This is a genomic window from Mesorhizobium sp. BR1-1-16, from assembly GCF_020165495.1.
Classification (GTDB): Bacteria; Pseudomonadota; Alphaproteobacteria; order Rhizobiales; family Kaistiaceae; genus Kaistia.
In genome coordinates this window covers 869,545-893,975 of sequence record NZ_JAIUIE010000001.1, presented here as the reverse complement: position 1 = coordinate 893,975, position 24,431 = coordinate 869,545, and the positions used below count along the sequence as shown (strand labels likewise).

Sequence of the window (24,431 nt, the reverse complement as noted above, 5' to 3'; positions counted from 1 at the left end):
CAATGACGGACCTACCCCTTCAGTCGCTCAAGTGCTGCATCGACCTTGGCGACGAGGGACTCGGCTTCGGCGAGGCGTTCGCGCTGTTCTTCGATCACTTCTTCCGGAGCGCGGCTGACGAATTGCTCGTTGCCGAGCTTCGCCTGGATCTTGGCGATATCCTTCGAGGCCTTGTCGCGCTCCTTGCCGAGGCGGGCGCGCTCGGCATCGAGATCGATGACGCCGGCGAGCGGCAGCGCGATCGTCGCCTCGCCTACCATCGTCTGGACAGCGCCCTTCGGCGGCGCATCGGCGACGGTAACCTCGGCCGCGCGGGCGAGGCGCCGGATCAGCGCGTCATGCGTGACGAGCCGCGCCCTGGTGGCTTCGCTGGCGCCGACGATGATCAGCGGCACCATCGCGCCCGGCGGAACATTGATCTCCGAACGCACCGAGCGGACCTGTGAAATCAGATCGACGAGCCAGTTGATCTCGTCCGCCGCGGTCGCATCCTCGAAATCGAGCGCCGGCCAGGGCGTCAGGATCAACTGCCGGTCGCGCGCGCCGCCCTCGGGCGCCGTGCGGCCCCAGAGCTCCTCGGTGATGAACGGCATGAACGGGTGCAGCAGCGTGACGATGCGATCGAGCGTCCAGCCAATCGCGGCCCGCGTCTCGGCCTTGGCCGCCTCGTCCGCGTCCTCGTTCATAAGGACGGGCTTCACCAGCTCCAGATACCAGTCGCAGAAGGTGTTCCAGACGAAGCGGTAGAGCGCGTTGGCAGCATCGTTGAAACGATAGGCCTCGAGCGCCTCGGTGACGGCGCGCGCCGTGCGCGTCGTCTCGGTGACGATCCAGCGATTGAGCTTCTCGGTCGCCGCCTCGGGATCAAACGGAGCGCCATGGACAGCGCCGTTCATCTCGGCGAAGCGGGCCGCATTCCACAGCTTGGTCGCGAAGTTGCGATAGCCTTCGACACGGTTGGTCGCCAGCTTGATGTCGCGGCCCTGCGCCGCCATCGCGGTCAGCGTGAAGCGCAGCGCATCGGCGCCATACTGGTCGATCAGACTGAGCGGGTCGATGACGTTGCCCTTCGACTTCGACATCTTGGCACCCTTCTCGTCGCGAACGAGGGCGTGCATGTAGATGTCGCGGAAAGGCTCGGCCTTCATGAAGTGAAGGCCCATCATCATCATCCTGGCAACCCAGAAGAAGATGATGTCGAAGCCGGTCACCAGCGTATTGGTCGGGAAATAGCGATCGAGCTCTGCCGTCTCGTCGGGCCAGCCGAGCGTCGAGAACGGCCACAGGGCCGAAGAGAACCAGGTATCGAGAACGTCCTCGTCGCGCTGCAGGCTGATTTCCAGCACGTTGCCGGCGTCATCGAGCGCACCGGCCTCGAACGGGCCGATCACGACACGCTCGAGGTTCGGGGCCATCGGCACGCCGCCCTCGGCGCCGAACTTGTAGTGGCGATAGGCCTGGTCCTTGGCCTCGTCCTCGCTCGCGGCGACGAAGAACGCGCCATCCGGCCCGTACCAGGCCGGGATCTGGTGGCCCCACCAGAGCTGGCGCGAGATGCACCAGGGCTGGATGTTCTCCATCCACTCGTAATAGGTCTTTTCCCACGTCTTCGGATAGAAGACGCTCCTGCCCTCACGAACCGAAGCGATCGCCGGCTGCGCCAGCGTATGCGCATCGACATACCACTGGTCGGTCAGGAACGGCTCGATCGGCACGCCGCCGCGATCGCCATGCGGCACCGCATGGGAGTGATCCTCGACTTCAGCGAGATAGCCGCCCTCCTCCATCATCGCGACGACGGAAGCGCGCGCGGTGAAGCGATCGAGCCCTTCCAGCGCGTCGATCAATTCGATCAGCGACCCGCTCTTCGGCAGGTCGGCAAGAAAATCGAGATTGCCGGCCAGCGTGACATTCGCCTCTCGGTCGAGCACCGAGATCATCGGCAGATTGTGCCGCTTGCCGACCTCGAAATCGTTGAAGTCATGCGCCGGGGTGATCTTGACTGCGCCGGAGCCCTTCTCGGGATCGGAATATTCGTCGGCGATGATCGGGATGCGGCGGCCGACCAGCGGCAGGATCGCGAACTTGCCGATGAGATGCTGCCAGCGTTCGTCGTCCGGATGGACGGCGACGGCCGTGTCGCCGAGCATCGTTTCCGGCCGCGTCGTGGCGACCGTGATGAATGTCGACGGGTCCTCTGGATCAAAGTCAGCGCCTTCGACCGGGTAGCGGAGGTGCCAGAGATGGCCCTTGGTCTCGACCTGGACGACCTCGAGATCGGAGATCGCGGTGATCAGGGCCGGATCCCAGTTGACGAGGCGCTTGTCCTTGTAGATCAGGCCTTCTTCGTACAGAGCGACGAACACCTTCACGACGGCGCGGGAGAGGCCCTCGTCCATGGTGAAGCGCTCGCGCGACCAGTCGGCCGAGGCACCGAGGCGCTTCAGCTGCCCGATGATGGTGCCGCCCGACTCCGCCTTCCAGTCCCAGATCTTCTCGACAAAGGCTTCGCGGCCGATATCGCGGCGGCCGGGCTCCTGCCGTTCCATCATCTGCCGCTCGACGACCATCTGCGTCGCGATGCCCGCATGATCGAGGCCGACCTGCCAGAGCACGTCGCGGCCGCGCATGCGCTCGAAGCGGACCAGGATGTCCTGCAGCGTGTTATTGAGCGCGTGCCCCATATGGAGGGAGCCGGTGACGTTCGGCGGTGGGATCACTATGGAGAACGGCTTCGCCCCAGGCGCCGCTCCGGCCCCGGCCTTGAAGGCGCCAGACTTGTCCCATGCATCATAGATGCGCGGCTCGACCGCGGCCGCGTCGTAATTCTTGTCAAGCATGACCGTTTCCGGTTGATCGTCGTTGAGGTGCTGTAAACCGGATGGACGGCGCCAAGTCAACCAAAGGCTCGGTCACCGTGCCGGCTGGTGCCGAAGTTCAGGCGGGAAGCGAGCCCGCGCCTAGCGGCCGCGCGATACGCGCTCGATCTCATCGCGCACCAGTCGCTCGACAAGCGGGGGCAAATTGGTGTCGAGCCAAGCCTTCAGCATCGGCCGCAGCATGTCCTTCACCAGATCCTCGATCGTGCGCGCATTGCCCGAGAGCAGCGTCGTTGCCAGATCACCAAACGAAGCGGTCACGGCGGCATCGGCCGCGGGCGAGAGCAACTGACGGCCGGACGGCACGTCCTCGGCCGGAAGTGGGGCCGCCGGGCGCTTTGCCTCCAGCGGCGAGCGTTGTGGCGCCGGCCCGGGCTTGGCGGCTGCCGCAGGAGGAAACAGCGGCGCGCGCGGGAGGGCGGGATCGGGACGCGGCGGCTCTGCGCGCAGCCGCGGCTCAACCTGCAGACGTGGCTCGGGCGCCGCCCGCAACTCCGCCTTCCGGACTGGCTCTGCAACGGCCGTTGCGGGCGGATCCTGACGCAGGAAAGATGGGACCGGCGCGGCATCGTCGCCGGATGTCCGGGCGCCGAACAAGGCATCGATGGCTTCGGTCGAAATCGAACCGCCACCATTTTCGGCGGTTGGCGCATCGTCGCCATCGTCGGAGATGATCCGCCGGATGGAGGCCAGGATCTCCTCCATCGACGGTTCCTGCGCCTGACTGACCTTGGCCATCGTCACCCCGTACCCTGAACCGCCAATGCTGCGAATCGCTTGATTCTCATGCGGTTTCAAGGGGAACGCTAGCGAAATCACCGAAGTCGCGAAACCACGCCGCAACGTTGTTCACGCTTCAATCCGTCCTTGCCATCACTGCGCCCGCAAAACGAACGACGCCGGCGCGAAGGCCGGCGTCATGATTTCGAAAACGCCGGTTCGGCTAACGTCCGTCGGGCGTCCTCAAGCCAAACCACTTGTCGCGGACGGCGTTGTAATGCTGCTGCGGCTTGTAGGTCGCGACCTTGAGGCCGAGACGATCTGCAGAAAGCGCGCCGATCGACGACAGCACCGAATAGGCGGCGACAATGGCACTCCGCTGCGCGATGACGAGCGTCTCGCGAGCCTGGATCAGCGTCTGCTGCTGATTGAGGACGTCGAGCGTCGTGCGCTGGCCGACCTTCTGTTCCTCGATGACACCGGCAAGGGCGAGCTCGGATGCCTTGACCTGCGCATTCGCCGAGACGATCGCCGCGCGGGCTGCGGCCAACTGGCCCCATGTGGTGTCGACCGCCGAACGGACCTGATCGCGGGCGCTGTCGAGCAGGATACGGCGCTGGCCGAGCGTCTCCTTGGCCTGACGAGCCTGCGAGTAGACAACGCCGCCCTCATAGAGCGGAACCGTCAGGTTGGCCGTGACGGAAGCCGAATTGCTCCAGGTGCCAACGGAAGACTGCTCGTCGGCATGGGCCACCGAGCCCTGCAGCGAGACGGTCGGCAGCAGCTGGCCCTCGATCGACTTCACGTTGAAGGCTGCGGTATCGACATTGAACGACGCCGTCAGGATCGCCGGATGGTTCTTGAGGCCTGTGGCAATCGCCGAGTCGAGCGATTTCGGCAGCAGGCGATCGTTGAAGACCGGAATGACGAGCGACTTCGGCTGCATGCCGATGACCTGCAGATAGGTCGCCTTGGCGGCATTCAGGTTTGAAACCGCCACGTCGTAATCGGTCTGTCCCTGGCTAAGACTCGCCTCGGTCTGGGCCAGATCGGTGCGCGTGCCCTCACCGACCTTCAGCCGGTCGGTGGCGGCGCGAACCTGCTCCTGCAGGAAGACGATGTTCTGCTCGCGCAGCGTCAGGATGGCCTGCGTCTGCAGCACGTTGGTGTAGGCGCTTACCGCGTCGACGAAGACGTCCTGCTCGGTCGAGCGCAGCGATTCACGTCCGGCAAGCACGGATGACTCGGCCTGCTTGACGTTGTTCTGCGTCTGGAAGCCGCGAAACAGCGGCTGCTCGATCGTGATCCCGGCGGTGCGCGGCGTGAGGCTCATGCTGCCCGAGGATGAGTTCAGGCTCGTCAGGCCGATCGATGCGGTTCCTGTCACGACGGGACGGTAACCGGACAGAGCCTGTGGAACGCCTTCGTCTGTGGCGCGCAGAGCGGCACGCTGAGCATTCAGCGTCGGGTTGGTGTTGTAGGTGGAAGAAAGAGCGGCAGCCAGCGTATCCGCGTGCGCCACTGGAGCGGCCGCAAGAAGCGCGACCAAAGCCACGGACGTCAAAGAGACCCGGGAAAACGACACTATCGAACCTCGGCGTTGCGAGGCGACGTCCCCCTACCGGACGTCCACCAGCGGACAAGACGCCGCTAAGATACGCCGGGGCGGATGACGGTCAAATGGCGTGATCCACTCAACCGTTGATAAAGTGTATGCTGCGGCGCGAAAGCCACAGCCTGCGATCGGTAAAATTTGACCAGATCGTTACCAAACCGTTGATTTCACGAGCCTTTAGAACACGAACGCCTTCGGACGCTGGAATTCCGGCAACAATTTAACATGCGTATTGAACACCGGACGGCCGCTGGTGGTTCCGCCTGTGCGCGTGAAAATCGTCGCTTTGGCCGCCAGACCGTTCACGCCGACCACCGCAACGATTCGTCCGCCCTCGGCGAGCTGACTTTCGAGCGCCGCCGGAACGAACTCGATCGCGCCCTCGACGATGATCACGTCGTAAGGGGCTTCGGCCGCGTAGCCTTCGACGAGCGAGCCCGAGACGACGGTGACATTGGTGACGCCGAGACGCGCAAGATTGGCACGGGTCGCATCCGCAAGCGCCGGATCCGGCTCGACCGCAACGACGCGCGCGGCGAGGCGTGCGAGAATCGCCGAGGAGTAGCCACCGGCCGGCCCGAGATCGAGCACCGTCTCGCCCGGCTGAATTTCGGCGAGCTGGACGAGGCGGGCAAGCGGCCCTGGCTCCATCACATAACGCGCCGGGGTGCCTGGCGCCGAGACGAGGAGGTCCTCATCGATATAAGCGAGCGGCTTCAGCGCGTCCGGAACGAACTCCTCGCGCGGCACCGCCGAGAACGCGTCGAGGACGTCATAATCCGTCACGTCGACGGTCCGGACCTGGCAATCCACCATCGTCACCCGCGCCTTGGTGAAATCGACCATGATTCCGGAACCCCATCTGAATGTTGTGAGTGTTCTTTGTTCAATACCGAGCCGCGACAGGGGTGACAAGCCGCCGCGCCGCGCCGCGGCGCCGCAGGGGGCGCAGCGACAGGGGATGACGGCGAGAAAGTACTTGCCTAGCGGCTCACCTTACCTCTACATCCGCAACCCGAGGGCCTCGTGGCGGAATGGTTACGCAGAGGACTGCAAATCCTTGCATCCCGGTTCGATTCCGGGCGAGGCCTCCAAATCCATCATGGGCGGATCACGCTCATGATGCGACGAGATGGCGTGCCAGCCTTCCGCCGCCACTGCGGCGCCGCTCCTTCCCATGGCGCCAGCGCTACTTCCATCCTGTCGACCTCACGATCGCTCACCGAAGGCTCAGCCGTTTCAGGGTGCGTGCATCGCGCCGGGCATACCTGCGACCAGCATAATCGGATCATGTTGCCGCTGAATGCGCTGTGTATAAAAGGATACACAGACTTCGCGTCTCGCATCATTCATAGATCGTCGATCCGTGTGCAACGACATCGGGAACCCTACAGAGCGTCTCAGGCGCCATTCGATGCTTAACGATGCTTTTTCTTTCTGATTAAATCTCGATCAGTACTCCTTTTGGCTAGTATCATCCGATTTCACATGTTCTTCTAGCGTGTCACCACGACTTCAGCGAAGGAAGAACGGGAATGTCGGAAATGAAATCTCGCCGAGAGTTTGCGAACCTGGCGCTCGGCAGCGTTGCAGCCATGGGGCTGGTCGCAGCGACGACGGCGACGGCCGAGGCCTATCAGGGCAATATGGAGCGCGCGCTGTCGTCGCTCTATGAGGCGCTCGGCTCGCTGCGCGAGGCGTCGAGCAACAAGGGCGGTCATCGCGTCAAAGCCATGAACCTGATCCAGGAGGCCATCTCCGAGGTTCAGCAGGGCGTCGAGTTCGCCGACGATCACTAGCGGGACCCGCGGCACGGCGTCCGAGAGGACCATCGATCAGCCCAACCTCCATCGGCGCGCACTGCGCGGCGATGGAGACCAGTGTGCCAGAATCGTCCCGCATCCTTGCGCCGCAGGGCGAAACCGGGCAAAGGCGTTTGCTTCGACAAGCGCCGAGGCTCGCCCATGTTCAGGAATGACGATGCGCCTCGCCACGGCGGCGGCCTTGCGGCTGCCGCGGCGCGTTATGGCATCGCCATCGAAGAGTGGCTCGACTTCTCGACCGGCATCAACCCCCTGCCCTATCCGGTTGCGCCGCTTGAACTTTCGGGAGCTACACGGCTGCCCGATCCAGCCGCATTGGCGGGACTAATCAAGACTGCGCGAACAGCCTATGCTGTCAGCGCCGCCGCCCGTATCGTGCCGGTGCCAGGCAGCGACCTCGGCCTTCGCCTGCTGCCGCTGCTTGTTCCGGCCGCGCGCGTCGCGATCCTCGCGCCTACCTATTCGGGCCATGCAGAAGCGTGGTCGATGGCGGGTCATCAGGCGGTGGCCGCCGCTAGCCTGGAGGCAGCCGCCGGCGCCGATGTCATCGTGCTGGCCAATCCGAACAATCCCGACGGCAGGTGCCATGACCCGGCCGCGTTGCGCGCGGCGGCCGCGGCGCTGCCCCCGCATGGCCTTCTTGTCGTCGACGAAGCCTTCGGCGATCTTGAGCCAGCGCTCAGCCTGGCTGGTGCGCTCGACGATCCCCGGCTCGTGGTCCTGCGCTCATTCGGCAAGTTCTACGGCCTGGCCGGCCTCAGGCTCGGCTTCGTGCTTGGCAGCGGCATGGCAGTGCGGCGCCTCGAAGGGATCGTCGGCGATTGGCCGCTCTCGGGCGCTGCCATCACGATCGGCACAGCGGCGCTGGCGGACCTTGGCTGGCAAGAGGCGGCGCGGCAGAGCCTTGCCGAGCGTCGCTGTAAGCTCGACGACCTGCTGGCCCGGCATGGTCTTTCAGTTGCGGGCGGCACCGACCTCTTCCGACTGGTCCGCGCCGATGACAGCGCGACCCTTCACCGGGAATTGGCCAGGCTCGGCATCTGGACGCGCATCTTCGCCGATCTTCCCGGCACCATCCGCTTCGGGCTGCCGCCGGATAGCGGCTTCGAAAGGCTCGATGAAGCGCTTCGTAGCCTCAGAAGGCGCGGAAGGTCATGATAGTGCGGGTGTCGCGAATACCCTCGATGCGCTGGATCGACTCGGTCACGAAATGGCCGGGGTCGATCGTGTCTTCCAGATAGCATTTCACCAGCAGGTCGAAATCTCCGGCGGTGGAGTAGATTTCCGAGGCAATCTCGGCGTCGGCGATGGCGGCGGCGACTTCATAGGCACGGCCGAGTTCGCATTTGATCTGGACGAATACAGCTTTCATCGAACCCTCCGTGACGGCCGGCTCTCGGGATAGCAGGCGCCACGCCGGCCCTGCAATGGCTGGCTCGCAAAACGGTTCATTTCGCGACCTGGCACCTTGCCGGAGCGGACGGCGAGGCTATCTCCCTGATGACCAGCCGGTCGCCGCCGACGAAGGACGCCAGCCATGAAGCCCGCCGCAGTGCTCACAGCTTTCCTCATCGCCGCTCTGCCGCTCGCGGCGTTGGCCGAACCTTCAAGTGCCGACAAGGACGCCTTCAAGTCGCTGGTTCAGGGTCAGCTGCAGGCGTTCCGGAAGGATGATGCCGCCACCGCCTATGGAAAGGCCGCCCCGGGAATCCAGCGGATGTTCCCGAGCCCCGACCTCTTCATGACGATGGTGCGGCAGGCCTATCCCCCCGTCTATCGCTCATCGAGCGTTGCCTTCGGCGAGGTCGCGGACGGGCCGGCCGGCCCGATGGAGAAGGTCTATCTCACCGCGGCCGACGGGACGAACTGGATCGCGCTCTACACATTCGAGAAGCAGGCGGACGGCAGCTGGAAGATCTCCGGCTGCCAGCTCGTCAAGGACAATGCGCCGACGATCTGATCAGAGCGCCGCGATGTCGCCGCGCGCCCAGCCTTCCTTGGTCGCGAGGCGGAAGTCCTCGAAGCGGTCTTCGTCGATTGCCGCCCGGATGCCGGCCATCAGGCTCTGGTAATAGGCGAGGTTGTTCCAGGTCAGCAGCATGGCGCCGAGCGTCTCGTTGGCCTTGAAGAGGTGGTGCAGATAGGCGCGGGAATAATCGCGGCTCGCCGGACAATCCGAGGCTTCGTCGAGCGGACGGTGGTCCTCGGCGTGGCGGGCATTCTTGATGTTGACTTTGCCGAAGCGCGTGAAGGCGAGGCCGTGCCGGCCGGCGCGCGTCGGCATCACGCAATCGAACATGTCCACGCCCCGCGCCACGGATTCGACGATGTCATCCGGCGTGCCGACGCCCATCAGATAGCGCGGCTTCCCTGCCGGCAGGATCGGCGTCGTCATCGCGAGGATGCGCAGCATCACCTCTTGCGGCTCGCCGACGGCAAGGCCGCCGATCGAATAGCCCTTGAAGTCCATGTCCCGAAGCGCCAAGGCAGATTCGGCGCGCAGCGGCTCATTATCGCCGCCTTGGACAATGCCGAAGATCGCCTTGCCCGGCTGGTCGCCGAACGCGGCCTTGGAGCGCTCCGCCCAGCGCAGCGAAAGCTGCATCGCGCGCTCGATCTCCTTCTCCTCGGCCGGCAACGCGACGCATTCGTCGAGCTGCATCTGGATGTCGCTGTCGAGCAGGCCCTGGATTTCCACCGAACGCTCGGGCGTCAGCTCGTATCGGCGGCCATCGATATGGCTCTGGAAGGTCACGCCGCGCTCGTCCATTTTCCTGAGCTGCGACAGCGACATGACCTGGAAGCCGCCGGAATCGGTCAGGATCGGATGCGGCCAGTTGGCGAAAGTGTGCAGCCCGCCGAGCTTCGCGACCCGCTCAGCGCCCGGCCGCAGCATCAGGTGATAGGTGTTGCCGAGGATGATGTCGGCGCCGAGCTCGCGGACCTGTCCCGGATACATCGCCTTGACCGTGCCCGCCGTGCCGACCGGCATGAAGGCCGGCGTGCGGATCGTGCCGCGCGGCATGGTGATCTCGCCGCGCCGGGCCATGCCGTCGGTCTTCAGAAGCGTGAAGGTGAAGCGCTCGCTCATGCGATCTCCGCGGGATAAAGCAGCGACGCATCGCCATAGGAATAGAAGCGATAGCCACTGGCGATCGCGTGCTCATAGGCGGCGCGCATGGTCTCGAGGCCGGCAAAGGCAGAGACGAGCATGAAGAGGGTCGAGCGCGGCAGATGGAAATTGGTCATCAGCGCATCGACCGCGCGGAAGCGATAGCCGGGCGTGATGAAGATGCTGGTCGGCGCGTTGAACGGGCGGATGATCCGGTCCTCGCCGGCCGCGCTTTCGAGCAGGCGCAGCGATGTGGTGCCGACGGCAACGACCCGCCCGCCTCGCGCACGCACGGCGTTGAGCGCATCCGCCGTTTCGGCGGTCACCTCGCCGCGCTCGGCATGCATGCGATGATCGGCGGTGTCGTCGGCCTTGACCGGCAGGAACGTGCCGGCGCCTACATGCAGCGTCACGAAGTGGCGGGCAATGCCGCGCGCGTCGAGGCGCTCGAACAGCTCCGGCGTGAAATGCAGCCCGGCCGTCGGGGCGGCGACGGCGCCCTCCTCGCGGGCATAGATGGTCTGGTAATCGGTGCGGTCGCGCTCGTCCTCGCCGCGCTTCGAGGCGATATAGGGCGGCAGCGGAATGTGGCCGACGCGTGCAATCGCCTCGTCGAGCGCCGGGCCGGAGAGATCGAAGGCGAGAACGACCTCGCCCGCCTCGCCCTTCTCGGCCACCGTCGCCGCCAGGCCGGCAATGAGGCAGGCGCGATCGGTCGTCTCGCCAAACAGGATGCGGTCGCCCGCGACGATCTTCTTGGCCGGCCGGACGAAGGCGCGCCAGCGATCGGCCGCCTCGCGCATATGCAACGTCACGCCGATGCCGGCCGAAACGCCGTCGCGCACCCGCTCGCCGAAGAGTTGGGCCGGGATGACCCGCGTATCGTTGAACACCAGCGCATCACCCGGCTGCAGCAGATCGGGCAGTTCGCGCACGATGCGATCGTCCAGGGCGGCGCCCGGGCGCACGAGCAGCATGCGCGCCGCATCGCGCGGCTGCGCCGGTCGCAGCGCGATCCGTTCATCGGGAAGTTCGAAATCGAAGAGGTCGACGCGCATTGTTGCTTGTAACGGTTCTCGAATGGGAACGGGCGCCCAACGGCGCCCGGTCTCTGGTGGTTGATGTCGGCCTAGGGGCCCTCACCCAAACCCTCCCCCTAAGGAAGAGGGCGTTCGCTGGCCTCAGGCGGCGTCGACGTCGGCCGCGACGCGCATGGTGACGATCTTGTCGGGATCCTTGACCGGCTCGCCGCGCTTGATCTTGTCGATGTTCTCCATGCCCTCGATGACCTTGCCCCAGACGGTGTACTGGCCGTTCAGGAAGCTCGCGTCGCCGAAGCAGATGAAGAACTGGCTGTCGCCGGAATCCGGGCTCTGGGCGCGCGCCATCGAGAGCGTGCCGCGCAGATGCGGCTCGCGGTTGAACTCGGCCTTCAGCTTCTTGCCCGAACCGCCCATGCCGGTGCCGGTCGGATCGCCTGTTTGAGCCATGAAGCCTTCGATGACGCGATGGAACACCACGCCGTCATAGAACTTCTCGCGCGCCAGTTCCTTGATGCGGGCGACATGGTTCGGAGCGAGGTCGGGGCGCAGGGCGATGACCGCCGTGCCCTTGGTCGTCTCGAGGATGAGCGTGTTTTCCGGGTCCTTGATATCGGCCACGTTTTTTCTCCAATGAGGGTTTGAGCAGCGCCCGGAGGCGTTCTGCCATTATTTCGCGTCGGCCGCGACCTGCATCTTGATGATCTTGTCGGGGTTTGCCGGCGGCTCACCCTTCTTGATCTTGTCGACGAATTGCATGCCATCCACCACTTCGCCGAACACTGTGTACTGGCCGTCGAGGAAGCCGCCATCGGCGAACATGATGAAGAACTGCGAATTGGCGCTGTCGGGATCCTGCGCGCGGGCCATGCCGAGGGTGCCGCGTTTGAAGTGTTCCTGCGAGAACTCGGCCTTCAGATCGGGCTCGTTCGAGCCGCCGGTGCCGGTGCCGGTTGGATCGCCTGTTTGAGCCATGAAGCCATCGATGACGCGGTGGAAGACGATGCCGTTATAGAAGCCTTCGCGCGTCAGCTTCTTGATCTGCGCCACATGAGCCGGCGCCAGGTCGGGACGCAGCTTGATGACGACGCGGCCGTCCTTCAGGTCGAGATAGATGGTGTTCTCGGGATCGAGCTTCTCGCTCGCGGCCATCGCCGGCGCGACGAAGAGGAAGGCCGCGACAACAGCCGCGATCATGCCAAGGGTACGGTTCACGGACATCTCCGGTGGTTGGATTGGTCGGCGGCGCCCGAAGGCGGGCCGCTCAGGAAGCGAATTTTTGTGTCAGCTTTCGGGCGACGAAGGCTGGAACGAATGGTGAGACATCGCCGCCGAGCCTGGCGATCTGGCGAACCAGCGTTCCGGTGATCGGCCGCGTCTCGGGCGAGGCCGGGAGGAAGACGGTCCTGATCGCCGACTGCAGCACGCCGTTCATCCCGGCGAGTTGCATTTCATAGTCGAAATCAGTGCCGTCGCGGAGGCCGCGGATGATGATGGTTGCGCCCGCCTCGCCTGCCGCCGTCACCGTGAGGCCACTGAAGGCCCTGACATCGACGCGCCCCGCAGCATCGGGGAGCGTGGCTGCAAGTTCGCCGATCAGCGCGACGCGTTCCTCGAAGGAGAACAGAGGCGCCTTGCCGGGATGCGTGCCGATCCCGACCACGACGCGATCAAACAAACCGAGCGCGCCCGAGAGAATGTCGGCGTGGCCATTGGTGATCGGATCGAATGAGCCGGGGAAGAAACCGATGCGGATCACGCGGCGACAACTCCGGGTTTGACGGACACGATCGCGAAGCTGTGACCGCGCTGCCTCGGAAACTTCAAGGAACCGCCTCGAAATTGCGACGTTGAATACGCAACTGTAGAGCAGGCGAACGGCTTCCAGTGAAGCGGTTCATAGCTCTGATGGCGTGATGTGTCCAAGATGAAATCGGCCGCGACACGGAGAAGAGACATGACGACGTGGTTCCACATGATGATCCTCGCAACCTGTGCCGTAGCGACGATTGCTGTTGGCGTGGCGAGCGCGGCCGTTTTGAACGGATCCCACGCACCGCTTGCCAAGAAGCAGGATCGCCTCATGACGGTGGCCGACGCCACCACCGGCCCCGAGATCACGATCGAGCAGCGGACGGACGGGATGTCGATCCTAACCCGCGTCCCCGCGCCGGTCGCCAACTGACTTCTATCGGCTAGCCCCCACCCCATAGGTTATCCGACCTCCAGAAGAGAAGACCTCCCCCAAAAACTGAAACGCCGGCCGCAAGGCCGGCGTTTTTCTTTTTGGTGCGCCCGTAACCGCGCTTACGGCTCCTTGGCGACCTCACCCTCGATTTCGGCTTCGCTCTCTGAGAGGCGATCAACCGAGACGACCTTCTCGCCGTCGGCGGTGTCGAAGACGATGACACCTTGCGAGCCGCGCGAGACGATGCGAATCGGCTTGTCGCCGCCGACCGGCATGCGGATCGTCTGGCCACCGTCGGTGACCAGCATGATCTGATCGGTATCCTCGACCGGGAATGAGGCGACGAGCTTGCCGTTGCGATCGTTGACCGCCATGGCGACGATGCCTTTGCCGCCGCGCCCCGTGATCCGGTATTCGAACGACGACGTGCGCTTGCCGTATCCGTTCTCGGAGATTGTCAGCACCAGTTGCTCGGCAGCGCTCATCGCGATGTAGCGTTCCTGCGGCAGTTCGCCATTCGCGCCAGCCTCCGCGTCCACATCGACGACGGCTTCTTCGCTCTCGGCCTCGCCGCGCACCGCGCGGCTCATCTTGAGATAGGCCGAGCGCTCGTCGCCCGTCGCATCGAAGTGATGCAGGATCGCCATCGAGATAACGCTGTCGCCCTCGGCAAGCGCGATGCCGCGGACGCCAGTCGAATCGCGGCCCTTGAAGACGCGCACATCGGTGGTCGCAAAGCGGATGCACTGACCGGCGGCCGTGGTGAGCAGCACGTCGTCGTGCTCCGAGCAGAGCTGGACGTCGACGATCGCGTCGCCCTCCTCGTCGAACTTCATCGCGATCTTGCCGTTGCGATTGACCTGGACGAAGTCCGACAGCTTGTTGCGGCGAACGGTGCCCCGTGTCGTCGCGAACATGACGTCGAGCGTTTCCCAGCTCGCCTCGTCCTCCGGCAGGAGAAGGATCGACGTGATGCGCTCGCCATCCTGCAGCGGGAGGAGATTGTTGAGGAATTTGCCGCGTGCCTGCGGCGCTGCGAGCGGCAGCCGCCAGACCTTCATCTTGTAGGCGATACCGCGCGAGGAGAAGAACACCACCGGCGTATGCGTGTTGGTCACGAACAGGCGCGTGACGAAATCCTCGTCCTTCGTCGCCATGCCCGAACGGCCCTTCCCGCCGCGGTTCTGCGCACGGTAGGTCACAAGCGGCACACGCTTGATGTAGCCCTCGTGGCTGACGGTGACGACCATGTCCTCACGCTGGATCAGGTCCTCGTCGTCGAAATCGGCGCCACCATCGAGGATCTCGGTGCGGCGCGGCGTCGCGAACTCGTCACGAACCGCGATCAGTTCCTCGCGAATGATCGCGACGATACGGGCGCGCGAGCGCAGGATCTCCAGATAATCGGCGATCTCGAGCCCGAGCTTGTTGAGCTCCTCGTCGATCTCGTCGCGGCCAAGCGCGGTGAGCCGCTGCAGGCGCAGGTCGAGGATCGCGCGGGCCTGCGTATCCGACAGCCTGTAGGTATTGTCCTCGGCGAGGCGATGGCGCGGGTCGGCGATCAGCGCGACGAGCGGAGCAATATCGGCGGCCGGCCAATGACGTTCCATCAGCCGCTCGCGCGCCGTCGCCGGATCGGGCGCCGTGCGGATGAGATGGATCACTTCATCGATATTGGCGACGGCGATCGCGAGGCCGACCAACACATGCGCGCGGTCGCGCGCCTTGTTGAGCAGGAAGCGCGTGCGCCGCGCCACGACCTCTTCGCGGAAATTGACGAAGGCCTGGATCAGGTCCTTCAGGTTCATGACCTGCGGCCGGCCGCCGGTCAGCGCGACCATGTTGACGCCGAACGACGTCTGCAGCGGCGAGAAGCGGTAGACCTGGTTCAAAACCACATCTGCCACAGCATCGCGCTTCAGCTCGATGACGACGCGCATGCCCTGGCGGTCGCTCTCGTCGCGGATGTCGGAGATGCCTTCGACGCGCTTGTCGCGCACCAGTTCGGCGATCTTCTCGATCATCGTGGCCTTGTTCACCTGATACGGGATCTCGGTGATGACAAGCGCCTCGCGCTCCTTGCGGATCGTCTCGACGGCAACGCGGCCGCGCATCAGGATCGAGCCGCGGCCTTCGTGATAGGCCGAGCGGATGCCGCCGCGGCCGATGATGATGCCGGCCGTCGGAAAGTCCGGCCCCGGCACGATCTCGATCAGATCCTCGATGGTGATCGCGGGATCGTTGAGATAGGCGATGCAGGCGTCGACGACCTCGCCGAGATTGTGCGGCGGGATGTTGGTGGCCATGCCGACCGCGATGCCGCCGGCGCCATTGACGAGCAGGTTCGGGAAACGCGCCGGCAGGACAACGGGCTCGCGCTCCGAGCCGTCGTAGTTGTCCTGGTAATCGACCGTATCCTTGTCGATGTCCTCGAGCAGCGCATGGGCCGGCTTGGCGAGACGGACCTCGGTGTATCGCATGGCCGCCGGGCTATCGCCGTCGACCGAGCCGAAATTGCCCTGGCCGTCGACCAGCATGACGCGCATGGAAAATTCCTGCGCCATGCGGACAAGCGCGAAATAGACCGACTGGTCGCCATGCGGATGGTATTTACCGATGACATCGCCGACGACGCGGGCCGACTTCCTGTAGGCCTTGTTCCAGTCGTAGCCCTGCTCGTTCATCGAATGCAGGATGCGGCGATGAACCGGCTTCAGACCGTCGCGGGCGTCGGGAAGCGCGCGGCTCACGATCACGCTCATCGCGTAATCGAGATAGCTGCGCTTCATCTCGTCGGAGATCGAGATGGTTTCGAATTCGGAGGGGCGGCCGTCACCCGGCTCCTCGGAGCGGGGCGGCTCGTTTGTATCGGACAAGGGGGGTTCCGGAATCAGTTTCGTTGCGCGCGATCATAGAGACCCCATTGTGGCGGTTCAAGGAAACCCGGAAGAATCGCCGATTTTCAACGGATTTTCCCCGCTGCGGGATCGCTGGCGGATGCTTTGCCGCCTGTCTTCCCGCTCTCATTGGCAGGGCTGCTTGCGCACCGCCATCGTTGCATGCGAGATAGCGGCCCTCGGCGGGGGGCCGGCGTCGTCAATCGTCATGCCTTCGAATGAAACACGGTTTCGTCTTTCTGCGGCGCGGCGTCGATGCTCTTCTCCACACCCGAGTTCATCTTCCTCTTCCTGCCCGTCGTCGCCCTTCTCACCTTCGCCATAGGTCGCACCTCCGACCTCTATGCCAAGATCTTCCTCATCCTCTCATCCGTGTATTTCTACACGGTCTCGGGTGTGCTCGACGTCCTGGTGCTGGGTCTCTCGCTCTTCGCCAATTTCGCGCTGGCCCGGGCGATCGAGCGCGGCCGTTATGCCGCTGCGTTTCTCGCCTTCGGCATCACCCTCGACGTCGTGATCCTCGGCTATTTCAAGTATTTCAATTTCCTGACGGATACGGTCAACGCCGCCTTCGGCTATCAGGTCTCGCATGGCGAATTCCGCCATCTGCCGCTCGCCATCAGCTTCTTCACCTTTCAGCAGATCGCCTTCCTGATCGATGTCCACCGCGGCAATATCCGGCGGCCAAACCTTCTCAACTACATCTTCTTCCTGTTCTTCTTCCCGCATCTCATCGCCGGTCCGATCACCAGCTATCTGCCGATCAGCCGCCAGGTCGATCTGAAGCGGGTGTTCACGCCGCGCGTCCGCAATATCTGCTTCGGCCTTGCCCTCTTCGCGGTCGGTCTCGCCAAGAAAGTGCTGATCGCCGATCCGCTCGGCGGCTATATCAAGCCCTTCTTCGACAATCAGGATGCGCTCGGCTTCGGAACCAGCTGGCTCGCAGCGCTCGGCTATTCCTTCCAGATCTATTTCGATTTTTCCGGCTATAGCGACATGGCGATCGGCCTTGGCATGCTGTTCAACATCCGCCTGCCGCTCAATTTCGCCTCGCCCTACAAATCGCGCTCGATCCAGGAATTCTGGCGTCGCTGGCACATCACGCTTTCCAACTGGCTGCGCGACTACGTCTATATCTCGCTCGGCGGCAACCGGCGTGGAGACATCCGCACCTATGCCAATCTTATCGCGACCATGCTGATCGGCGGCCTCTGGCACGGCGCCGGCTGGGGCTTCGTGCTCTGGGGCCTCGCGCATGGGCTCGCGCTGGCGGCAAACCGCTGGTACACGCGATCCGGCCTGCCGCGCCTGCCCGCTTTCGCCGGCTGGCTGCTGACCTTCCTGTTTGTGACCTTCGCGTGGATCCTGTTCCGCTCGGCAACACTCGCCGGGGCGGGCGTGCACCTCCTGGCCATGGTGGACGTGTCGGCGATCGCGTCCGATAATTGGCGCCCGTTCCTCTCGGTGGCGGAACTCAACCGGATGATCGCGCTCGTCGCCTTCGCCGCGGCCGTGGCCTTCTTCGCGCCCCCCGCCACCCAGATCGCCGGCGCAACGATCCTGCCCGATCGACGCCTCGCGCTTCGCGCGGCCTGCTTCTGCGGCGTTCTGTTCGGGCTTGCCATGATCACGTTCACCGGCCACACCTCGACCAATGAATTCATCTATTTCCGCTTCTGAGCAGAGGCGCGTCGTCCGCGCGGGCCTCACGACAGGAGCGCGCCGCTCGATTGTCGCGATGACCGTGGCCGCGCTTCTGGCGCCCGTGATCTATGCGCTGCTGGTGGTCTTCCAGCTCGGCAGCTGGAACGGCGCGCAGTGGTGGCTGAACGACATCATCACGCTCCGCCACGCGCTCTATACGAAGCACCTGCGCGGCGTGCCGGCAAACGAGCGCAAGACACTCATCGTCGGCGGATCCGCGACGCTTTTCGGCGTCGATAGCGGCGCCATCGAGCGGGCAACCGGCGCCCCGGTGCTGAATTTCGGCCTGCATGCCGGGCTCGATGTCGACCTGCTGCTGGCAGAGGCGAGCAGTTTCATCGATCAGAATGACCGGGTGGTGCTGCCGCTCGAATTCGACCATTACAGCCGACCGGCCGTGACCGATTTGACCGCCGAGAGCTTCCTCGCCTTCCTCTATCCCTTCGCCGACGCCATTCCGATATCGCGTCTGGTGCCGATCGCTCTGGCCACGCAGGCCGCCAGCGCCATGCAGGGCGTCGCGGATCGTATCGCCGCGCTCGTGGCCGGCCGCCCGGCGGGCAAATGGCATTCCGAAGCCTTCCTGCTCGATGACTGGCGCCGGATCCGAACCTCCGGCCAGGCGGGACCGGACCACAACCCCTACGACTATTCGACCATGAACGCCCATGGCGACAAGGACCTCATCCTCGAGACGCCGGCCGCCGACGAGCGGGCGATGCGCGCGCTGATCACCCCTTCGACGGCCCTGCTCACCCCCTATGCCGCCGAGGCGCTGACGACGTGGAAGCAGACTCTGGCGGAGCGCGGTGCCGAAATGCTGTTGACCTGGCCAGTCATCATCGAGGACGATGCCGGCACGATCTTCCAGGAAGGCTATTGGCGAAGCTTGATCGGCCTTGCCCGCGCCGCCGACGCGATCGGCCTGCCGATCCACTGCGATCCGATCGACGCTCTGGTTCCCGTGCAGTATCGCTACGACACCGTCTATCACACCAACGCCAAGGGTCAGGCGATCTATTCGGTAGGCCTTGCCGCCTGTTTGCCATCCATCGAGACTCAAGTCTTCGATTGGAAAAACGCGGACCCGAAGGATCTGGCGGCACGGGCCAAGGCGCGGATCACGGCGTTGAAGCAACCGTCCGACCCGCTGGTGTTCGGATATGAGCGCAATATCCGCCAGCTCCAGGCGCTGCACGATGCGATCGAAGCCGATCGCGCGACCTCCGGCCACTATCCGGCATCACTGCCACGCTTCGATCCGGCCGTCCCCGTCGCGGAGGTTGGCGCGGCTCCGTTCCAGCCCGTCTACCGCTCGGACGGGACGGACTACAAGCTCGTCGCGCCAGGAAGGGCCGACTGTTTCGCGGTTTTCGAAGGCTGGCCGGAACTGATCGACCCATCGCGTACCAAGGACGGCGCCTGCGCTTACGGCTATTGGACGCCCGGCGCCGCCAGCTGGTAGCCGCAGCCGCCTCGCCATGCGAAGCTCCGCCCGCAGGGTGAATGCGGAGGCGGGCGTGGGCGACTATCTCTTGAACGCTTTGGTGACGCTGGCGGTCACGATCGACCCGATCGGCCTCGCGCCGATCTTCGTCGCGCTGACGCGCGGCATGACCAGCCTGCAGCGCCGGCAGACTGCGATCCGCGCCACGCTCACGGCGACGCTGATCCTCTTCGCCTTCGCGCTCGGCGGCGAGAAGCTCATCACCTTTCTCGGCATCTCGATCCCCGCCTTCCGGATTGCCGGCGGATTGCTGCTGTTCTGGATCGCCTTCGAAATGGTGTTCGAGCGGCGCGACAAGCGCAAGCAGGTCAGCGCCGACCGCGCGCTTGAGGAGACCGCCTTCGACGCCGACGACGTCCGTCATCTCGCGATCTTTCCTCTCGCGATCCCGCTCATTTCCGGCCCTGGCGCCATCTCGGCGACGATCCTGATCGCCTCCGGTGCGCCGGATACGCTCGGGCTGATCGGCCTTCTCGTCATCGTCGCGCTGCTGGTCTTTTCCTGCCTGCTGGTCTTCATGCTGGCCGGCCCGCTTGACCGCGCACTCGGCGACACCGGACGCATCGTGCTGACGCGGCTGCTCGGAGTGCTGCTGTCGGCGCTTTCGGTGCAATTCGTCGCCGACGGCATCGTCGCGATCGTCAAGGCGCAGGGGTTGCCGACTGGCTAGCGGCTATCGGTCTGCCCGAACACGACTTCATGCATGATCCGGCCCGGCAGGAAGGTGAAGATGCCGGCGATCACCAGAGCGCCAATGAACAGCTTCTTCATGCCATTCGCATGTTTCGGGACCTGATGGCGGTGCGCGGCGAGGACAGTGCCGGGCAAGACCACCAGCACCAGGATCGACAGCAGGTGGATTACGCTGAAATCGCCGAATGTCCTGATGGTGTGGATCCAGAACGACGACACGGCCACCGTAGTCATCAGGACCACCCATAGCCATCCGGTGCTCCGATGCGGCAGCGTCCCTTTTGGCGCGGCGAACTGCACCAGACCTAGTCCAAAGGCCGCGATCGCTGCAAAGGCGTGCAGCTGGATGACGGGCGGAGCAGCGAGGAGCGGTTCGAGCGACATGGGCTAGACCAGCGTCAACCGGTCGCCGGGCGCGACGCGGCCGCCTTCGATCACCTCGGCATAGACGCCGCAATCCATGTGATCGAAATGCTGCTGCAGCGTCGCGGGGATCGCCATGTCGCGCTCGGCGGTCGCTGGATCGACATTGGTCGCGACGCAGCGCCGCGTCCGTTTGGTGATGGTCACCCTCGCTTCGCCAAGCCGCGCCTCCCGCCCGACAAGGTCGAGCTCGGCGAAGGGCGGCCATCCCGTGAGATTGATATTGGCGCGGAAGCGCAGCGGATCCACCGTCCGGCCGATGATGACCGAAAGAGCCGCGACGGAAGCAAGATTAATGAGCGATACGAAAGGCTTGCCGACATCGGAGAAACTGTGGCCGGGCGCCGAGAGCACGCGCAAGGGGCCGCGCAGCTCCTCGCCCATGAACGCCGCCAGCCAGGCCTCGGCCGCCGCCCGCCCCTCCGGCTGGGCGAGCTCGGCCGTCAGGCTGCCATCGGCGCCTTCGACATGCCACGCATGCGTCCCGGGCTCGAGAACCGTCCGAAGTTTTGCGAGACGGGCATTCTTCATCAGGCAGAGAAACTTTATCTTCGGCTGGAAGGCCGGCGCCGCCGGATCGAAGCCAGATGGCCCATTCTCGATGGCATAGATGCGGTCGCCGCGAATAGGCCGGCCCGGCTCCAGCACAACCTCGCCAAGCGCCTCGGGCGAAAAGCCCTTCACGGGATAGCGATAGAGCGTCTCGACCGTCGGCGTCATCCTGCCCTCACCTTTCAACGTCCCGACGCGTGCTTGAACGCCGCCGCAGCGGCCGCGATCCGGCCGAACAATTCATGCCAGTCGCCGCGGCGCGACTGCCTGAACAGCCGGGCGGACGGATACCAGTCCGATGTCTCGCCCTCCGGCCGCCAGCGCCATTCCGGCACCTGCTTCAGAGCGACGAATAGCGGGCGTCCGAGTGCGCCGGCAAGATGCGAAACGGCCGAATCGATCGAGACCACCAGATCGAGATTGGCCATGACGGCGGCCGTGTCCATGAAGGAATCTGGCCCCGCCGCGAAATCATCGGGCAGCACGGTCACCGCCATGCCCTCGGGCAGGCGATCGAGCTGGTCGAGGCCGTCGCCCTTCTGCAGGCTGACGAGCTCGACGCCCGGAATGGCCGCCAGCGGCGCAAAGACTTCGAGCGGCACCGAGCGCAAGCGATCGACGGCGGCGCGCGGATTGCCCTGCCAGGCGATACCGATCTGGAACGGTCCTTCCGGAAGCCGCGCCCGCCAGGCCTCAACGCGAGCGGTGTCGACGGCGAAATAAGGCACGCGGTCCCTGCCGAGCCGGTCGCCGACATCGAGCAGGAAGGGAAGGCTCATCAGCGAGGCGTGGACGTCATGCGCGGGCGGCGGCTCGGCCTGCGCGCACGCCTCGATGCCCGGCATGGTTGCCACGAGCGCGCGAAGGCTCGGCTGCACTTCGACGATCACCCGAGCCCCCTCCGCCGCGACATCGGCCGCGAAGCGGACAAACTGGATCGTATCGCCGAGGCCCTGTTCGCTGTGCAGCAGCACTGTGCGACCGGCCAGCGGGCTGCCGTCCCATTCAGGCGTGCCAGCGCCGCGCGGCCGCCAGACGGCCGTGATGCGTCGGTGCTCGAAACTCGGCCAGCCCTCGGCGGCGCGTCCAAGAAACAGCAGCAGCGTACCGCGGCCGTAGAGCGCCGGACCGTGTTCAGGATCGAGCGCCAGCGCACGATCATAGCTGGCCAGAGCCTCGTCGAACCGGCCGCATTCGCGCAGGGCGTTGCCGCGATCGGTCCAAAGGCCCGGATGGGCCTCGTTGGCCACCAGCGCCCGATCGGTGGTGGCGGCCGCATCCTCATAGCGCTGCAGTTCAAACAGCGCGCTGGCCTCGATCACTGCGAATTCCGGCTTCGTCCTCAGTGCGGCAGGAGCCTTCGCCAGCGCTTCAAGAACGTCATCCAACCGACCGAGATCGAGCAATGCCTTGGCCTTGTTGAGGCGGAGCGCTGCATCGGCGGGCGCCATGGCGAGACCCCGGTCGAAGCTTGCCAGCGCCTCATCGGCGCGGCCGGCGCCAAGAAGCGCGAGACCGCGGCTGTTCTGAAGATCGGGCCGCCCCGGCGCCGCCGCGATGGCGCGATCAAGGCTGGCCAGCGCCGCATCGGTTCGCCCGAGATCCCGCAGCAGGCGGCCGCGATTATGCAGCATCGGCACGTGATCGGGTCGCACGGCCAATCCGCGATCATAATCAGCCAGCGCCGCTTCGAGCTGGCCGGCAGCCTGCAAAAGCACCCCACGATTGTTGAGCGCCTCGACGAAATCGGGCCGCGCCGCGATCGCCGCAGCATATCCCGCAATGGCGGCGTCCTGCCGGCCGAGGGCCTCCAGCGCCGTCGCCCGGTTATAGACGAGTTCGGCATTGCCCGGCGACGCCGCGAGAGCCTCGTCATAGCAGGCAACGGCGTCGGCAGGTCGGTTCATCGCCTGAAGGGCAGCCGCCTTCGCGGCAAGCACTTCCGCCATCTTCGGCCGCAGCGCCAACGCACGATCGAAGCTCTCGACGGCCTGTTTGTGCGCGCCGCGGCCAGCCTGGATCAGGCCCATGAGGAAGCGAGCGTCGAACAGCTTCGGCAGCGCGGCGATGACGAGGCGGCAATGCTGCTCGGCCTCGCCGAGGCGCCCCGCCTGAAAAGCCGCAACCGCCTTGCCGAAGGTGAGCTGGAGCTGCGGTTGCGCCTTGTTCATGCTGTCCCCGGAGCGTCGTTTGCGAGAGGCTTAGCGATGGCGGCAGGCGAGATCAACCGGCGCGTCAACACCAGTTCGCGCCAGGGTTCGATCGACCAATACGAGCCTGCGGCGCCGGACGGCGAGGTCAGGACATGGACGGCGGTCGAGCCGATCCTGTCGGGCAGCAGGCCATAGGCAATCCGGCTTGTCGGGCGGCCGAGCGCGAGACTGGCCGCGCGCTTGCTGGTGAAGGCGATGCGCCGCGGCGCGAAACACGCGATCTTCTCGTGCAATGCCGCGGCATCGACCAAAGCGAGATCGATCACATCGTCCTGCCCGATATGCTCCTTGGCGACGTCGGTCAGACCGATGCCATAATCGAGCACGGCTGGATATTCGGCCGGCATCAGCAGCCGAGGCGTCAGGCCGACGGCATGGAGCGTCGGCCAGAACTTGTTGCCGGGCTTGCCGTAATAAGCGCCGACCCGCGCCGACCAGGCCCCCGCCCCCGTGCCGCAGAACACGATATCGAGGCCTTCAGCCAGCACATCGGGAAGGACGGGCACCTTGCAGCCGGGACCGGGCGGATGTCAGCCCTAGAACGGGATGTCGTCGTCGAGATCGGCGGCGTAGGACGAGCTCGACGCTGCAGGCTGGCGCGCTGCACCGGCTCCGGCGCCGCCGCGCGGGCTCTGCATCGGGCTCGACCGACCGAAATCGCTGCCACCGCCGCTGTCATAGTCGCCGCCTTCGGAGCCGCCTGAACGGCCGTCAAGCAGCGTCAGCTCGCCACGGAAGCGGGAGATGACGATCTCGGTGGTGAATTTCTCCTGGCCGGACTGGTCCTGCCATTTGCGCGTCTGGAGCTGGCCCTCGATATAAACCTTGGAGCCCTTCTTCAGATACTGCTCGGCGACCTTGGCGAGGTTCTCGTTGAAGATCACCACGCGGTGCCATTCGGTCTTTTCCTTGCGCTCGCCGCTCTGCTTGTCGCGCCAGTTTTCTGAGGTCGCGATATTCAGATTGACGACAGGTTCGCCGGATCCCATACGCCGGATCTCGGGGTCGCGTCCGAGATTGCCGACCAGGATCACCTTGTTGACGCTACCGGCCATGCTGTTTTTC

Annotated in this window: 23 protein-coding genes and 1 tRNA gene; 8 read left to right on the top strand and 16 right to left on the bottom strand. The window is 65.0% G+C overall.

The annotated features are described in order from the left end of the window. Positions 1–11: 11 nt before the first annotated feature. The 4 genes from LB518_RS04300 to LB518_RS04285 all read right to left on the bottom strand — a co-directional run bounded on the left by LB518_RS04300 (position 12) and on the right by LB518_RS04285 (position 6,060). Complete coding sequence (locus tag LB518_RS04300) at positions 12–2,840, bottom strand: valine--tRNA ligase (RefSeq protein WP_224573404.1); 2,829 nt, start codon at positions 2,838–2,840, stop codon at positions 12–14. A 120-nt stretch (positions 2,841–2,960) separates the two neighbouring features. Further along, a complete protein-coding gene (locus LB518_RS04295) occupies positions 2,961–3,722 on the bottom strand; it encodes a PopZ family protein (RefSeq protein WP_353619928.1) in 762 nt (253 codons plus the stop codon). A 100-nt stretch (positions 3,723–3,822) separates the two neighbouring features. Next, the gene (locus LB518_RS04290; RefSeq protein ID WP_224573402.1) at positions 3,823–5,121 is read right to left on the bottom strand and encodes a TolC family outer membrane protein; all 1,299 of its coding nucleotides are present in this window, start codon (positions 5,119–5,121) and stop codon (positions 3,823–3,825) included. A gap of 270 nt (positions 5,122–5,391) precedes the next feature. Next, entirely contained in the window at positions 5,392–6,060 is a 669-nt protein-coding gene (locus LB518_RS04285) for a protein-L-isoaspartate O-methyltransferase family protein (protein ID WP_224573400.1), read from the bottom strand. 174 nt (positions 6,061–6,234) lie between these two features. Between LB518_RS04285 and LB518_RS04280 the strand changes: the two genes are divergently transcribed. The 3 genes from LB518_RS04280 to cobD all read left to right on the top strand — a co-directional run bounded on the left by LB518_RS04280 (position 6,235) and on the right by cobD (position 8,195). After that, positions 6,235–6,308 (top strand) — tRNA-Cys (locus LB518_RS04280). 450 nt (positions 6,309–6,758) lie between these two features. Further along, positions 6,759–7,013 (top strand): hypothetical protein, encoded by a 255-nt coding sequence (locus LB518_RS04275; RefSeq protein ID WP_224573398.1) that lies wholly within the window; start codon positions 6,759–6,761, stop codon positions 7,011–7,013. Between the two features lie 165 nt (positions 7,014–7,178). Next, a complete protein-coding gene (gene cobD, locus LB518_RS04270; RefSeq protein WP_224573397.1) occupies positions 7,179–8,195 on the top strand; it encodes a threonine-phosphate decarboxylase CobD in 1,017 nt (338 codons plus the stop codon). On the opposite strand, the gene LB518_RS04265 is transcribed toward cobD, so the two are convergent. After that, entirely contained in the window at positions 8,173–8,409 is a 237-nt protein-coding gene (locus LB518_RS04265; RefSeq protein ID WP_224573396.1) for an Lrp/AsnC ligand binding domain-containing protein, read from the bottom strand. The genes cobD and LB518_RS04265 overlap by 23 nt on opposite strands. Before the next feature lie 165 nt (positions 8,410–8,574). Between LB518_RS04265 and LB518_RS04260 the strand changes: the two genes are divergently transcribed. Next, positions 8,575–8,997 (top strand): DUF4864 domain-containing protein, encoded by a 423-nt coding sequence (locus LB518_RS04260; protein WP_224573395.1) that lies wholly within the window; start codon positions 8,575–8,577, stop codon positions 8,995–8,997. On the opposite strand, the gene tgt is transcribed toward LB518_RS04260, so the two are convergent. The 5 genes from tgt to coaD all read right to left on the bottom strand — a co-directional run bounded on the left by tgt (position 8,998) and on the right by coaD (position 12,948). Further along, a complete protein-coding gene (tgt, locus tag LB518_RS04255) occupies positions 8,998–10,128 on the bottom strand; it encodes a tRNA guanosine(34) transglycosylase Tgt (RefSeq protein WP_224573394.1) in 1,131 nt (376 codons plus the stop codon). Continuing rightward, entirely contained in the window at positions 10,125–11,207 is a 1,083-nt protein-coding gene (gene queA / locus LB518_RS04250; RefSeq protein WP_224573393.1) for a tRNA preQ1(34) S-adenosylmethionine ribosyltransferase-isomerase QueA, read from the bottom strand. The genes tgt and queA overlap by 4 nt, the downstream gene beginning before the upstream one ends. Positions 11,208–11,330: 123 nt before the next feature. Further along, the gene (locus LB518_RS04245) at positions 11,331–11,801 is read right to left on the bottom strand and encodes a peptidylprolyl isomerase (protein WP_224574324.1); all 471 of its coding nucleotides are present in this window, start codon (positions 11,799–11,801) and stop codon (positions 11,331–11,333) included. Positions 11,802–11,858: 57 nt separating this feature from the next. Beyond that, positions 11,859–12,410, bottom strand: coding sequence for a peptidylprolyl isomerase (locus tag LB518_RS04240; protein WP_502845777.1), 552 nt, complete (start codon positions 12,408–12,410; stop codon positions 11,859–11,861). A 43-nt stretch (positions 12,411–12,453) separates the two neighbouring features. Continuing rightward, positions 12,454–12,948 carry a pantetheine-phosphate adenylyltransferase gene (gene coaD / locus LB518_RS04235; RefSeq protein WP_502845776.1) on the bottom strand — a complete coding sequence of 165 codons (495 nt, stop codon included), beginning with the start codon at positions 12,946–12,948 and terminating at the stop codon, positions 12,454–12,456. A 198-nt stretch (positions 12,949–13,146) separates the two neighbouring features. Here coaD and LB518_RS04230 point away from each other — a divergent pair, with 198 nt between their 5' ends. Next, complete coding sequence (locus LB518_RS04230) at positions 13,147–13,374, top strand: hypothetical protein (protein WP_224573392.1); 228 nt, start codon at positions 13,147–13,149, stop codon at positions 13,372–13,374. 122 nt (positions 13,375–13,496) lie between these two features. On the opposite strand, the gene gyrA is transcribed toward LB518_RS04230, so the two are convergent. Continuing rightward, the gene (gene gyrA, locus LB518_RS04225; RefSeq protein ID WP_502845789.1) at positions 13,497–16,166 is read right to left on the bottom strand and encodes a DNA gyrase subunit A; all 2,670 of its coding nucleotides are present in this window, start codon (positions 16,164–16,166) and stop codon (positions 13,497–13,499) included. 363 nt (positions 16,167–16,529) lie between these two features. On the opposite strand from gyrA, the gene LB518_RS04220 reads away from it, so the two are divergent. Genes LB518_RS04220 through LB518_RS04210 form a run of 3 tightly spaced genes read left to right on the top strand, consistent with a single transcriptional unit; the run spans position 16,530 to position 20,155 of the window. After that, positions 16,530–17,954 (top strand): MBOAT family O-acyltransferase, encoded by a 1,425-nt coding sequence (locus LB518_RS04220; RefSeq protein ID WP_224573390.1) that lies wholly within the window; start codon positions 16,530–16,532, stop codon positions 17,952–17,954. 58 nt (positions 17,955–18,012) lie between these two features. Continuing rightward, positions 18,013–19,443, top strand: coding sequence for a hypothetical protein (locus LB518_RS04215; RefSeq protein ID WP_224573389.1), 1,431 nt, complete (start codon positions 18,013–18,015; stop codon positions 19,441–19,443). A 55-nt stretch (positions 19,444–19,498) separates the two neighbouring features. Further along, positions 19,499–20,155, top strand: a complete 657-nt coding sequence (locus LB518_RS04210) for a MarC family protein (RefSeq protein ID WP_224573388.1) — start codon at positions 19,499–19,501, stop codon at positions 20,153–20,155. Here LB518_RS04210 and LB518_RS04205 read toward each other — a convergent pair. Genes LB518_RS04205 through LB518_RS04185 form a run of 5 tightly spaced genes read right to left on the bottom strand, consistent with a single transcriptional unit; the run spans position 20,152 to position 24,421 of the window. Then, positions 20,152–20,562, bottom strand: coding sequence for a DUF2306 domain-containing protein (locus tag LB518_RS04205; protein ID WP_224573387.1), 411 nt, complete (start codon positions 20,560–20,562; stop codon positions 20,152–20,154). The genes LB518_RS04210 and LB518_RS04205 overlap by 4 nt on opposite strands. Before the next feature lie 3 nt (positions 20,563–20,565). Then, positions 20,566–21,321 carry an MOSC domain-containing protein gene (locus tag LB518_RS04200; RefSeq protein ID WP_224573386.1) on the bottom strand — a complete coding sequence of 252 codons (756 nt, stop codon included), beginning with the start codon at positions 21,319–21,321 and terminating at the stop codon, positions 20,566–20,568. Between the two features lie 14 nt (positions 21,322–21,335). Continuing rightward, a complete protein-coding gene (locus LB518_RS04195) occupies positions 21,336–23,324 on the bottom strand; it encodes a tetratricopeptide repeat protein (protein WP_224573385.1) in 1,989 nt (662 codons plus the stop codon). Next, a complete protein-coding gene (locus LB518_RS04190; RefSeq protein WP_224573384.1) occupies positions 23,321–23,872 on the bottom strand; it encodes a mismatch-specific DNA-glycosylase in 552 nt (183 codons plus the stop codon). The genes LB518_RS04195 and LB518_RS04190 overlap by 4 nt, the downstream gene beginning before the upstream one ends. A 30-nt stretch (positions 23,873–23,902) precedes the next feature. After that, positions 23,903–24,421 carry a single-stranded DNA-binding protein gene (locus LB518_RS04185; RefSeq protein WP_224573382.1) on the bottom strand — a complete coding sequence of 173 codons (519 nt, stop codon included), beginning with the start codon at positions 24,419–24,421 and terminating at the stop codon, positions 23,903–23,905. Positions 24,422–24,431: the final 10 nt, after the last annotated feature.